Source organism: Kitasatospora sp. NPDC051164, from assembly GCF_044455625.1.
GTDB lineage: Bacteria > Actinomycetota > Actinomycetes > Streptomycetales > Streptomycetaceae > Kitasatospora.
Map to the genome: position 1 here is coordinate 190,866 of NZ_JBITFB010000020.1, position 12,392 is coordinate 203,257.

Consider the following 12,392-nt stretch of genomic DNA (forward strand, 5'->3'; position numbering starts at 1 on the left):
TCCTCGGGGACGCCTCCTCGGGAACCCGAGCAGCCCCTGCCCCAGCCCACTCCAAGGTGGTTCACACGTGACAGGCGCACCCGTCCTCCAGCTGCGCTCGGTCTCCAAGCGCTTCGGTGCCGTCCAGGCCCTCACCGACGTCGACCTCACCGTCCACGCCGGCGAGGTCCTCGCCCTCGTCGGCGACAACGGCGCCGGAAAGTCCACCCTCGTCAAGACCATCGCCGGCGTCCACCCCGTCGACGGGGGCACCGTCACCTGGCACGGCGAGCCCGTACGCCTGGCCCGCCCGCAGGACGCCGCCGCCCTCGGCATCGCGACCGTCTACCAGGACCTCGCGCTGTGCGACAACCTCGACGTCATCGCCAACCTGTTCCTGGGCCGCGAGAAACGCCGCCGCGGCCTGCTCGACGAAGTCGACATGGAGCAGCACGCCCGCCGCCTCCTGGACACCCTCGCCATCCGCATCCCCGACGTGCGCACCCCCGTGGCCGCCCTGTCCGGCGGGCAGCGCCAGGTCGTCGCCATCGCCCGCGCCCTGGTCGGCGAGCCGTCCCTGGTCATCCTGGACGAGCCCACCGCCGCCCTCGGCGTCGAGCAGACCGCCCAGGTCCTCGACCTGGTGGAACGGCTTCGCGAGCGCGGCCTGGCCGTCGTGCTGGTCAGCCACAACATGGCCGACGTGCGGGCCGTCGCCGACACCGTCGCCGTGCTGCGCCTGGGCCGTAACAACGGCGTCTTCCCCGTCGCCGACACCACCCAGGAACAGATCGTCGCCGCCATCACCGGCGCGAGCGACAACGCCCACGCCCGCCGCAAGGCCCGCCGCAGCGAGGAGGCCGACGCCGCATGACCACCCCCGAAGCACCCGTCCCCACCACCGCCTCCCCCGCGCCCACGGCTTCCCCCGCGCCGGGCGCGCCCGACCCGCGGCTGCACGCGCCCGCGCAGGGATGGGCCGGGCACCTGGAAGCCGTCCGGCGCCGCCTGGCCACCGGCGAACTCGGCTCACTGCCCGTCGTCGTCGGCCTCGTCGTGATCGCCGTGGTCTTCCAGTCCGTCACCCACCACTTCCTGCAGGCCGACAACCTCACCAACATCAGCCGCTTCATCGCCGGCCCCGGCCTGATCGCGGTGGGCGTCGTGTTCGTCCTCATCCTCGGCGAGATCGACCTGTCACTCGGCTCCGTCGCCGGCGCGAGCGCCGCGATGGCGGCGGTGCTGACCGTACGCCAGGGCCTCAACGAATGGGTCGCGATCCTCCTCGCCCTGGCCGCGGCCTGCGTCATGGGCCTGCTGCACGGCCTCTTCTTCGCCCGCGTCGGCGTGCCCGCCTTCGTCGTCACCCTGGCCGGCATGCTCGCCTGGAGCGGCCTGCAGGAGTACGTCCTCGGCGACGGCGGCACCGCCAACAACCGCCACGACGGCGTCATCGCGAGCCTGGACACCACCTTCCTCGGCGACGGCGACATCGCCTACGCCTGGGCCCTGGCCGTCCTCGCCCCCGCCCTCTACCTGCTCGCCCACCTGTACACCGCCCGCCGCCGCCGCGCCGCCGGCCTCACCGCCCGCACCGGCGCCGACACCGCCGTACGCGCCGGAGCGCTCACCGTCCTCACCCTGGCCACCGCCTACGCCCTCAACCAGGACCGCGGCCTGCCACTGTCCCTGGTCGTACTGCTCGGCACCGTCCTCGCCACCGACTTCGTACTGCGCCGCACCCGCTACGGGCGGCAGGTCTTCGCGGTCGGCGGCGGCGTCGAGGCGGCCCGGCGCGCCGGCGTCGACGTCGCCCGGGTACGGATCTCGGTGTTCGTGCTCTCCGCGTTCCTGGCCGGCCTCGGCGGCCTCTTCTACGCCTCCCAGCAGGGCTCCGCCGACAAGCAACTCGGCAGCGGCAACGTGCTGATGAGCGCCATCGCGGCCGCCGTCATCGGCGGCACCAGCCTCTTCGGCGGCCGCGGCAAGACCTGGTCGGCGCTGCTGGGCATCCTGGTCATCCAGTCCATCACCACCGGACTGGACATGGTCCACGCCGCCCAGGCCATCCAGTACATGATCACCGGCGCCGTCCTGCTCGCCGCCGTCGTCCTCGACTCCCTCACCCGCCGCACCCGCGCCACCACCGGCAGGTAGCCCCCGGCCCGGCGCACCACCCACCAGCTCCTCCGGCCCGACGCCCCGCCGCATCGCGGGACGCCGGGCCACTGAACGCCGGGCCGCTGAACGCAGGGGCACCCCGCCCGAGAGGGGCGGCTGAGAAACGCACTGGTCGGACGGCCTCGCCCAGGGCAGGATGCCGCCATGCGCCACACCCACGAAGACCCCGAGCTGCGAACTCTCGTGCGCCGCTACGTCACGCCCGACCGGCGCTACCTCAGACTCGGCGGCAGCCTCATGCGCGTGACCGGGCCCGAACGCGCCAAGGTCGCACTGGAGCTCGGCGAGGTCGCCGGCGACATCACACCGCATGAGCTGGGCGTCCTACTCGAAGGCGGCTGGCGCGAGCGCAAGACCGCGGCCTGGCTCATTGCCGTCGCCCGCAGAACCGAGTTCCGCGAACGCCTCGGCGAACTCCTGCTCGCCGGCGAAGGGCCCTACACGGGCATGGCCTACTGCGTCGCCCTCGCCACCTTCGGCACCCCCGCCGACGCGGACCTGCTGGCCGCCTACCTCGACCGCTACCTGCGACGCCCCGACCTCCGCTACGACCAGGAAGCCGCCATGGGCGCGCTCTCGCATCTCGACACCAAGCTCGGCGCCGATCAAGCAGCCCCGTTCCTGGCCCCGGACGGCCTCTGGCACCAGTGGATCGAGGGGCCTCCCCACAAGAAGCACCACGGCATCCCGGACCACTACCGCACAGTCATCGCCCGGTTCTGTGCCTTCGCCGACGAGAGCGGCGGACACTGCACGGCAAGGACGTGACGACGGGCGGGGTCCGGGGCCGCGCAGGTGACGACCCGGTTCGCCCCGGCCCGCTTGAGCATGGTGAACCGGTTCCGCCGGCGGCCGGAGGTCCCGCTTCCCGGCACCCGGGCCGAGCGGCGCGAGGCGCGAGGCGCGAGGCGGACTGCGGGGGCCGATCCGGAAAGGACGGCGCAGGAAGTCGGCGGGTCCGACTTCCTGCGCCACCGTGCACCGCGTCCCCAACCTCACAGGTCAGTACAGTTTTGGAAGTCGTGCCGGATGGGGGTCAACCGCGTGCCGATCGGAAGAAGTTCTCGTGGTTGACCCCCTGCTCAAGGCCGCCTTGGTCCGCCTTCGTGCTGTGAAATCGCAGCGGCCGGTCGGTGTCGTCCAGGCGAGTTCGCTGACTGGCGAGAGAGGATCGCTGATTGCCTGGGCACCTTGGCATGCGTATTTCCTTTCGAGGAGGACCAAGTCAGGGCGAGGGCGGAGGCAGTTGCGGTGCGGGCTCAGTCGGACGAGATCCGAGGACGCGGTGAGATCGGGTCCCGTCGCAAATGATCTGGTCCGGCATCAGGGCTGTGGCCTGCGGCGACCAGATCGCGTGAGACGAGGAGCAGCCCGAAATCTCGGTCGATCCGGTCTCCGCGAGGACATCGGCCACGCCGCCGGAGCGCTGCCCGGAGCGGGCGAAGCGCGCTCAGGCAGCCGGGTGCGGCCGAAGCGCTGCGCGCTCTCGTCGTCGAGCTTCTCCAGGAAGCCGTTCAGGGTGTCGGCGACCTCGTGCAGGCAGCGTGCGCTGAAGAGCACCGGCTGGTAGCCGTCGATCTCGTACCGGGTGGCGAGCATCGCCTCGATGTCCAGCGCGCGGGCACGGGGCAGGCCCAGGCGCCGGATCTCCCCGTAGGAGGAGAGCAGGGCTGCGCCGTATGCCTTCGGTGTGCCGTCTTCATCGAGGATGCCGTACTCCACGGTGAACCAGTAGACGTCACTGATCATCTGCAGGACGTCCGCGTTGTCGATGCGCCTGGCCGTTTGTCCGATCAAGCGGTAGATGTCGGCGAAGGCCGGGCAGGACAGGTGGATCCCGTGGCCGAAGACGTCGTGGATGACATCGGGCTCGGGTGTGAACAGCGGTACGGCGGGGTGGCGGACGAACTGCACGGCGTGGAAGTAGCCTTCGGCCATCGAGCCGAGGAATCGCTTGTTGGCGACCACGCCTCCCGCGAGGGTGAAATCGAAGCCCGTCATCCGCCGCAGCTCCGGCCCGACCTCGGCGTGCTGCGGGATGTGGTCGGCGGGAATGGGCGCCTGCTCCCTGGCGTCGAGGACGGCGCGGCAGGCATGCTCGCCCTGGGCCGCCCACAGCGCCTGGTGGACGATTCGCCAGGTCCGTTCCTCGCTCGCGCTGTAGTCGACCATCGGTGCGGGATCACCGACCCGGTGTTCGCGGGCCATGCCGGCGATGGCCTGGCGCCGTCGCAGGTAGTGCGGATCGCCCAGGCCGGGGTGCTCGGCGGGCGCGCCCAGCCGGCCGTCGGCCGCGACGGGCGTACGCCCTTCTGTTTCGCTCACGGAGTAGATGTCTCCAAGCAGCGTGGACTCATGCGCCCGGTCCGGACCCGCGCCCACCCCGCTGGTCTGCCGCAGGCCGCCGCCGTCGGCATCAGCCCATTCGACATCGGCCAGCCCCACCTCCGTCAACACGCCGCGCAAGGCACAGTGCAGATCCGACAACACGCATGAAATCGAGCGAGAATCCGCCAGGTCCAATGCACCGGCGCTGAGGTTCCGCCCGGAGGTGGCGCTCGTGGTCCGGCAGGCGTTCAAGCTGCGGAAGCGGGCCGTCGGGACTCAACCGGTGCAGACGCAGTGCGCGTTCGCACAACGGGACCGCAGAGGTGGCCCACATGCGAGGGGCGGTCACCGAAGGGTGTCGGACTCCGCCTCGGGGTTCGGCCGGGGGTTCGCGAGCAGGGCGTCGTAGCAGTCATCGAGGCGGCGGGCGGTCACGGCGAGGGGGATGCCGAGGGCGGCGCACACCGCCCGGGCGCAGGGCAGGGGTTCGCGGCTGCGGCGCGCGAGCAGGGCGTAGGTGGCGGCGGGGGTGGCGCCCCGGGAGAGCGCGTGCCGGGCGAGCGTGGCCAGGGAGGGCTGCTGCATGGGGACTCGGTCTCTCAGGCGGTGGCGAGGACGGGGACGGAAGTGGGGGCGACCAGCGCCCAGACGAACTTGCCGATGCCACCGGAGCGCGGACAGCAACCCCAGTCGATCGGCTCCGAAGGCATGAGCCGGGCCGAACTCCTCACCGCCTGCCGGGACATCTACCCACCGGAGAAGGAGCGGCTCGGCGTCCTCGCGATCCACCTGCGGCTCGCCCCGTAACCGGGGACCGACCGCGCTGCACGAGAAGTCGGTGGGGCCGACTTCTCGTGCGCGGGTTCAGGTGGCGGCTGCTGGGGCGGCGTGGGTGCAGCGGCGGAGGAGGGCGTACATGATGCGGGTGTCGGGTACGGGTCGCGCCCGTTCTCACACTCGGTCACCTTGTTGACCCTGCCCACCCGGACGATGGCCGAGTACACCGAAACGCTCGGGCGGAGCCTTCTGGAACGGGACCCTGAGGTCGTGGCAAGAGATGGGCAGGCCACTACGATCGCCTTCAGGTCGACGCCCCACGCGGCCGGACAGTTCGACCATGATCCGGGAGGCACGGAAGGGCCCCGGCTCGGCGACGCCGAGCCGGTCACCCTCGCAGTCATGCAGGCCCTGCTCGGCTTCACCTCCGAACGCCGCCGGATCCGCCACGCCCAAGCGCACTTGCGGCACCTGTTCCCCTACGTGCCCGGCCGGTCCGGCTACAACAGGCGGCTGCGCAAGGCCGCCGACCTGATCGCTTGGGTCAACCGCCTGCTCGCCCGCGACACCTCGCCGCGGACCGACACCGCGTGGGTCGTCGACTCCACCCCGGTGGAATGCGGCCGCTCACGCGAGACCGCCAAACGCTCCGACCTGGCCGGCTGGGCCGAGTACGGCTACTGCGCCAGCCACTCCCGGTACTTCTGGGGCCTGCGCCCGCACCTGCTGTGCACCCTGCACGGCCTGCCCGTCGCCTTCGCGCTGACCGGCGCGAAGGCGGACGAGCGCGAGACCCTCCTCGGCATGCTCCACGCCGAACCCGGCTTCGCCGGCTCCCGGCCGGGCCAGACCGTGATCGGCGACCGGCAGTACTACGGCCGCGCCTTCGAACACGACCTCGCCGCGTGGGGTGTCCAGTTGCCGCGGCCGGCCCGCAAGGGCGAGCCCTCGCGGGCCGGCTCCGCCCTGTTCAAGCCACTGCGGCAGATCATCGAGTCCGTCAACCAGACCTTCAAGGCCCAGCTCGACCTCGAACGCCACCAGGGTCGCACCCCGGGCGGCGTGATGGTCCGCGTCCTGCAACGTATCCTCGCGCTGACCAGCGCGATCTGGCACAACCACCACACCGGCCAACCCGTCATGCGCCCGCTGACCGCCTACGATCACTAACCCTTCGCATCGGTCATCTAGTGCAGGACGTCGAGGACGTTGTCGGCGTCGTTGACGAAGTAGACCGCGTCGTGGTCGAGGTCCAGTGCGAGGCCGAAGAGGGCGCCCGCGCCGGGCGGGGTGCCCTCGCTGTTGATCGTCTTGGTCGCCACCTGACGTCCGGTCCTGGTGGTCTCGACGATGTTTCCGTCCCCGCCGTTGACCGTGAGGATGTCGCCCCTGGGCGTGATGGCCATGCCCAGCGGGGCGTTGAGGTTGCCGCCGGAGGTGACGACCCGTCCGGTTCCGGCGCTGCCCTTGCGGGTGATCGCGTCCGGGATGGCGGTGATCCGGCTCAGCACGGTGTCGGCGACGTAGAGCGTGCCGTCGTGCAGGCCGACCCCGGTCGGGCCGACGACGAGGGCCGCCGGGTCCGTCCGCTCGGGGAAGCCGGAGCCGATCTCGGTGAAGGCCACCGGGACCGGCGGCTCGTCGCCCTCGGTGCACAGGGTGATCCGTAGGACCGTGCCCCGGTCGACCTCCGCGCCGCCGCCCGCGACCGTCCCGTTGAGCACGTTCGTCACGAACAGCTCACTGCGCGTGCCGGAGCTGACGGCGGTCATGTCCCACGGCCCGTTGATGGCGTCGTTCGCGATCGTCTCGCGGACCGTCCCGTGCTTGTCGAGCACGAGCAGGCAGCCTGCCTGGGCGGTGGCGGACGTGCCGTCCGAGGTGGGGAGGCTGCCGACCACGACCCAGCCGCCGGGGAGGACCGTCAGCGCCGTGGTGAGGCCGACCCCGCCGGGGCAGGGGCCGGGCAGGGCGCCCGGGTCGATCGTGGCGAAGGTGCTCAGGGTGCCGTCCGGGGCGACCTGGACCAGGGTGGTGCCGGTGCCCTGAAGGTTCGCCGAGCCGTTGAAGTTGCTGATCAGGACATTGCCCCGGCGCAGGCTGCCGGCGTTCTCGCGGATCGTGAACGTGCCGTACGGGTTCACGTCGCCGTTGGCGGGGACGGTGGACCCGACGAGGGACACGGTGTTCAGCCGGTCGAGGAACGGCTGCGGCTCGGCGGCGACGCCCGGGGTCGCGACGCCCGGGGTCGCGGCGGCGGTCAGGCCGACGGTCAGCGCGGCGGCAGCCAGTGCGCTCGAACAAGCCCGAAGTCTCATGTGCGGTGCCTCCTGGAGGGCGGGCCGGGATGGATCGTCCCGACCCGTGGAAGGTGCTCGGATCGCCCCCCAGGACGCCACGCTAGGCACGCACCACCGCACCCCGCCCGACGACGTGCGCCGAATGCCGGGCGCCCGGGTGACGCCCGCGTCGGGCGCGCGGCCTCCCGGGCGAGGCAGGTGCGGATCACCCCGGACGGGCCCTCGCTCACCGCCGTCGCGACGGCCGCCAGGAGTCCGGCGCGGACCGCGGCGAGGACCGTGAGGACGGTGTCGTCCGGGGGAAGCCCAGGACGAGCAGGCCCGGGCGCCGGCAGGTTCGCGGCCGTCCTGCCCGGGGTCGTCGGGCGCGGGGAGCGTTTCGCCGCCCAGTAGCCGGCTGGGGTGGCAGTTGTCGCGAACGCCCTTTGGGTGCCTGATCGTTGTGGTACGTTCCGTAACCTAACCGAAAAACAGGCGACCCCGGCAGCGCGCCAACGCCCCGGGGTCCGGCACCAGGAGCCAACACTCCCCATGCGTGTCCATCGTAGCGCCCACGTGCGCGACTTCACCGTACTGCCCAACGGCATGCTGCAGGACCGGCAGTTGTCCTACACCGCCCGCGGCCTGCTCGCCGATCTCCTCTCCCGCCCCGACGGCCGGCGCGAGGACGGCCGTCGCATGGCCGACACCAGCCCCCAGGGGCGCGGCGCGGTCCGCAAGGCCCTCAAGGAGCTGACCGCCGCCGGCTTCTACTGGGTGGAGAAGGTGCGTCTGCCCGACGGCACGATCGTCACCGAGACCCACGTCTACGACACCCCGCAGCTCGCGCCGCCGGGTGCCACCCGTCCGGTCCCCGGCGCAGCGACCACCGGCGGCGCTGACACCCTTCCAAAGAACCGGCGGCAAGAACCCTCCCTCCCCGCCCGGCAGGCCGAACGGCCGCCGCCCGCGGCTCCCGGGGCGGAAACGGACGAGCAGCTGCGCGAGGCGGTCGCCACGCTGTTCCGGGTGATCCGCCCCGAGCCGCGCCTGCGTCTGGGCGAGGCCGAGGCTCGTGAACTCGCACCCCTGGTCGGGCAGTGGCTGGAGCGCGGCAGCAGCGCCGCCGACCTCGCCCGGGCCCTGCTGCCGGGCCTGCCCTCCCCCGTGCATTCGGCGGTCGCGGTGCTCCGCTACCGCCTGGAGCGCAAGCTGCCGCCCGTCCGGGCCGCTGCGCAGCCCGCAGCGGCCCGGTACGCCGAGTGCGCCGCCTGTCACGACCCGGTCCCCGAACCCGGCATCTGCGGCCCCTGCGCGGGCCTCGCACCCCGGCCGGTGGACGTCGGCTGTGGCGTGGCGGCCGCCCGTTTCGGTGCGGCCCGCGCCAGGTCGGCGCTGCGGGCCGGGAAGGCGCCGGGCCCGCACCTGGGCGGCCTTGCCGCCGCCTGAGACCGGGCCGTCACGGGGTCCGCGACGCCGGTGTGCGCCGCACGCGAAAAAAGGTGGAAGAGGGGCCCTCGGGGGCACCCGGAACGGCCCCGGGCGCGGCCTCGGCGGGGCCGTGTCCACGCTGCGGGGGTGGTCCGCGACTCCTGGGGCGGGTGCCCCCGGGCGGGCGGTTCCCATGCCCGTCCACGCCTTCGCCAAACCGGCTCTGACCTGGCGCTATTCGGAAATTCGCCTAGGCTGTGGAGGTCTGTCGGCCACCTTCGGAGGGGACATCGTGAGCCAGGAGGGCAGCGCGTACGACGCCAGCCACATCCAGGTGCTGGAGGGGTGGGAGGCCGTTCGGAAGCGGCCCGGGATGTACATCGGCTCGACCGGTGAACGCGGCCTGACGCACCTGGTGTTCGAGGTCGCCGACCGGGCGGTGAACGAGGTCCTGGCCGGGCGCGCCGACCGGGGCGGCCGTGTCGACGTCACGCTGACGGCCGACGGCGGCGTGCGCGTCGAGGACGACGGCCCGGGCGTTCCCGTCCACGAGACGGAGGACGCCTGCGGTCCCGGCCTCGAAGCCCTCCTGACCCGTATCGGGGCCGGGGTCGGGCCCGGTGACCGCCACGACGTGGCACTCGGCGGTGTCGGGCTTTCCGTCGTCAACGCCCTGTCGAGCCGGATGACGGCCGAGGTCCGGCGCGAGGGGGCCCGCTGGGTCCAGGAGTACGCGCGCGGCGTGGCTGTCACCCCGCTCACCGAGGCGGGGCCGACGGCCGCGAGCGGGACCACTCGTCCGGGGCGTCTGAGCCCCTGGTACTACCGCCGGTGGTTCACGTGACGTGACGGCGGTGGGTCCGTCGAGTCGTTCGCGGGACCGATGCTGCCGCTGGTAGCGGTCGGGCCGGGTGTGCCGGGCGAGGCCGACGTCCGGGCGGTGGAAGGCGAGTTGGAGGCACTGTGCGCCTCGGTCGATGGCGCCTTCGCGCGTCCGGCCTCGCGGGAGAACCTGCGCGCGATGGCCTGCGGACCGCTGAGCGAGGTACCGCGCAGGAACCTGTGGCAGTTCGCCGAGCAACCCGACCTCTCACCGTAGAACCACCGGCTGTAGTACGGGATGTGGGTTTCTGATCCAGGATCCAGGCTCTGTCAACGTATGCCATCAGGGTTCGGGACTGTCCCTGGACCATCCCTGGACCACGCTGTCCTGGGCCCGCCGGTCAGTCGACGCCTTCGGTGATGCGGAAGTCGCGCTCGACGCCGTCGGAGAGGACCACCAGCGCCTTCTGGTATGCCTCGCTCTCGTATGCCGCGACGGCCTGTTCAAAGCTGTCGAACTCGATCAGAATGACGCGTTGCGTGGTTCCGGCCTCGTGGGCGACGATTCGACCGCCACGGGACAGGACGCGCCCGCCCCCGGCCCGGACAGCCGGACCGGCCAGCTTGTCGTAGGCGGCCAGCCTCTCAGGGTCGGAAATGACGCGGTAGACACTGGCCCAGTAGCCCTTGGCCATGGAGACCTCCTGTGTTGGGCCGGACACGTCCGACGTCGAATTGACAATCAGATCGTACGACTTGGCGGGCGTCCAGCTCGCCGGCGCCGCCGGGATGCGCCCTTCACGCAGGTCATCCTCGTAGGGCAACTCACGTACGACATTCACCCCCGAGGTTCCGGCCCATCGCCCGCGCGCCGCCCGTGCGGCACCGGCGCAGGGGGCCGGTCAAGGCCCCAGCAGGCGGGCGAAGCGTTCCAGGGCCCGGTCGGCGCGCTCGCGGTCGCCGGTGGTGGTGAGGTCGAACAGCAGGCCTCGCAGGACGGCCATGACCAGGGTGGGGGTGGCGGTGTCGTTCTCGCCGTCGGCGACATCGCGGAAGGCGGTGCCGAGGGTGTCGAACCAGTCGGTGACGGCGCGGGCGCGGTCCGGATAGTGCTCGGGGTGGACGAGGCCGTCGGCGTGGACTTCGAAGAACAGCCGGACGAACGGGGCGCGTTCGGGCGCGCTCAGCCACGCCCAGATGCCGCGCAGCCGCTGCGCGGGCGTGCCCGCCCCCAACGGCGGGCATCCGGCCAGGCGCGCCGCGCCGCGGCGGCGGGCCTCGGCGAGGACGGCGGCCACCAGTTCCTGCTTGCTGCCGAAGTCGTAGAGCAGCATGCGCGGGCTGGTGTCGAGGGCGGCGGCCAAGGGGCGCAGGCTCAGTCCGGCCAGCCCGTGGGCGAGGACGTGGTCGGTCGCCCGGGCCAGGGTGCGCTCGCGCCGGGCGGGGTCGGCGGGTCGTCCCACGGCGGTCGGTCCTTTCTCCGGGGCCCGGTGACGGCTGGTCAGCACCGGGTCGGCGCTGCCGGACGAGTTTATGGTACGACTGTTTCAAGAACGGCGGGGGTCGCCGTGACGAAGGGGGAAGCCATGGGCGGCGAGGTCGCTGTGACGGACGGTCACGGCCTCGGGCGGGCGCTGGTGCTCGGGCCCGGGGGCCGGCTGGGCACGGCGTGGACGGCCGGGCTGGTGAGCGGGCTGCGCGAGGCCGGGGTGGACCTGGGCGCGGCGGAGCTGACGGTCGGCACCTCGGCCGGGGCGATCGTGGCCGCACTGCTGGCCACCGGACAGGACCCGGGCCGCATGGTGGACCCGCGGCACCGGTTCCAAGGCCCGGCCCGCCGGCCCGATCCGGCCGTCACGGGCGAGGTGTTCGCCGTGCTCGGCCGGGGCCTGGATCCGGCCGAGGCGCGCCGGCAGGTCGGGCGGATCGCGCTGGCGAGCGCCGGCGCCGAGGCCGAAAGCGACCTGCTGGCCCGCCGCGAGGCCCTGATCGGCGCGCCCGCATGGCCGGACCGGCGCCTGCTGGTGCCCGTCGTCGACGCGGTGGACGGCGAGCCCCTGGTGCTCGGCGCCGACGACGGCGTGCCGCTGCTGCGCGCGGTGGCCGCCTCCAGCGCCTTCCCGGGGGCGGAGGCGCCCGTCACCCTGCCCGGCGGCCGCCACGGCATGGACGGCGCGCTGCGCGCGGGCACCAACGCCGACCTCGCCGCCGGGGCCCGCGCGCTGGTCGTGGTCGAGCCGCTGGCGCACCGCCACCCGCCCACCGACCTCACGCCCTGGCCGTCGGCCGTGGCGCTCGCCCCCGACGCCGGGGCGCGGGCGGTGCTGGACTCCGAACGGCCGGACTGGGACACCTGGGTCGGCGCCTACCGGGAGGGCGTGCGCCAGGGCGGCGGGGCGGCCGAACGGGCGGGCGCCGTCTGGGGATCCGTCTGACCTCGGCCCGCAGGACGTCGGGGTGGGCCGTCGTCCCCTCGGTGCCGGTCCGGGTGGCGGGTGGAACCGCGCGGACCGCTGCGCGAGCCCACCGGGCCGCAGGCTCCGGCCGCAGGCGGTGGCCGGTGGCAGCGCGACGGCGGCACACCGATCGTCTCCG

The 12,392-nt window shown here is 73.1% G+C and carries 13 protein-coding genes; 8 read left to right on the plus strand and 5 right to left on the minus strand.

Translation table 11 applies throughout. The features are described from left to right. Positions 1-67: 67 nt before the first annotated feature. The 3 genes from ACIBEC_RS28700 to ACIBEC_RS28710 all read left to right on the plus strand — a co-directional run bounded on the left by ACIBEC_RS28700 (position 68) and on the right by ACIBEC_RS28710 (position 2,928). Positions 68-853 (plus strand): ATP-binding cassette domain-containing protein, encoded by a 786-nt coding sequence (locus tag ACIBEC_RS28700; protein WP_360497724.1) that lies wholly within the window; start codon positions 68-70, stop codon positions 851-853. Then, positions 850-2,136: a sugar ABC transporter permease gene (locus ACIBEC_RS28705; protein WP_360497727.1), complete on the plus strand. Its 1,287-nt coding sequence runs from the start codon at positions 850-852 to the stop codon at positions 2,134-2,136. Before ACIBEC_RS28700 ends, ACIBEC_RS28705 begins: the two co-directional genes overlap by 4 nt. 168 nt (positions 2,137-2,304) lie before the next feature. Beyond that, positions 2,305-2,928: a DUF6000 family protein gene (locus ACIBEC_RS28710; protein WP_360497730.1), complete on the plus strand. Its 624-nt coding sequence runs from the start codon at positions 2,305-2,307 to the stop codon at positions 2,926-2,928. Between the two features lie 555 nt (positions 2,929-3,483). On the opposite strand, the gene ACIBEC_RS28715 is transcribed toward ACIBEC_RS28710, so the two are convergent. After that, a complete protein-coding gene (locus tag ACIBEC_RS28715) occupies positions 3,484-4,617 on the minus strand; it encodes a phenylalanine 4-monooxygenase (protein ID WP_360497732.1) in 1,134 nt (377 codons plus the stop codon). A gap of 216 nt (positions 4,618-4,833) precedes the next feature. Next, positions 4,834-5,073 (minus strand): hypothetical protein, encoded by a 240-nt coding sequence (locus tag ACIBEC_RS28720; protein ID WP_360497735.1) that lies wholly within the window; start codon positions 5,071-5,073, stop codon positions 4,834-4,836. A gap of 489 nt (positions 5,074-5,562) precedes the next feature. Here ACIBEC_RS28720 and ACIBEC_RS28725 point away from each other — a divergent pair, with 489 nt between their 5' ends. Then, a complete protein-coding gene (locus tag ACIBEC_RS28725; protein WP_396289188.1) occupies positions 5,563-6,435 on the plus strand; it encodes an IS982 family transposase in 873 nt (290 codons plus the stop codon). 17 nt (positions 6,436-6,452) lie between these two features. Here ACIBEC_RS28725 and ACIBEC_RS28730 read toward each other — a convergent pair whose 3' ends face one another. Beyond that, a complete protein-coding gene (locus ACIBEC_RS28730; RefSeq protein ID WP_360497738.1) occupies positions 6,453-7,583 on the minus strand; it encodes a hypothetical protein in 1,131 nt (376 codons plus the stop codon). Between the two features lie 513 nt (positions 7,584-8,096). Here ACIBEC_RS28730 and ACIBEC_RS28735 point away from each other — a divergent pair. From ACIBEC_RS28735 to ACIBEC_RS28745, 3 genes are all read left to right on the plus strand, one after another. Further along, on the plus strand, positions 8,097-8,993 hold the full coding sequence (locus ACIBEC_RS28735) for a hypothetical protein (RefSeq protein ID WP_360497741.1): 897 nt from the start codon (positions 8,097-8,099) through the stop codon (positions 8,991-8,993). Positions 8,994-9,267: 274 nt separating this feature from the next. Next, positions 9,268-9,819 (plus strand): ATP-binding protein, encoded by a 552-nt coding sequence (locus ACIBEC_RS28740; RefSeq protein WP_360497744.1) that lies wholly within the window; start codon positions 9,268-9,270, stop codon positions 9,817-9,819. 39 nt (positions 9,820-9,858) lie between these two features. Continuing rightward, a complete protein-coding gene (locus ACIBEC_RS28745) occupies positions 9,859-10,074 on the plus strand; it encodes a hypothetical protein (RefSeq protein ID WP_360497747.1) in 216 nt (71 codons plus the stop codon). A 124-nt stretch (positions 10,075-10,198) separates the two neighbouring features. Here ACIBEC_RS28745 and ACIBEC_RS28750 read toward each other — a convergent pair whose 3' ends face one another. Together ACIBEC_RS28750 and ACIBEC_RS28755 are read right to left on the minus strand one after the other, a co-directional pair. Then, positions 10,199-10,492 carry a DUF1330 domain-containing protein gene (locus ACIBEC_RS28750; RefSeq protein WP_360497818.1) on the minus strand — a complete coding sequence of 98 codons (294 nt, stop codon included), beginning with the start codon at positions 10,490-10,492 and terminating at the stop codon, positions 10,199-10,201. Positions 10,493-10,699: 207 nt separating this feature from the next. Further along, positions 10,700-11,260 carry a TetR/AcrR family transcriptional regulator gene (locus ACIBEC_RS28755; RefSeq protein ID WP_360497750.1) on the minus strand — a complete coding sequence of 187 codons (561 nt, stop codon included), beginning with the start codon at positions 11,258-11,260 and terminating at the stop codon, positions 10,700-10,702. A 105-nt stretch (positions 11,261-11,365) separates the two neighbouring features. Between ACIBEC_RS28755 and ACIBEC_RS28760 the strand changes: the two genes are divergently transcribed. Beyond that, the gene (locus ACIBEC_RS28760) at positions 11,366-12,232 is read left to right on the plus strand and encodes a patatin-like phospholipase family protein (protein ID WP_360497753.1); all 867 of its coding nucleotides are present in this window, start codon (positions 11,366-11,368) and stop codon (positions 12,230-12,232) included. Positions 12,233-12,392: the final 160 nt, after the last annotated feature.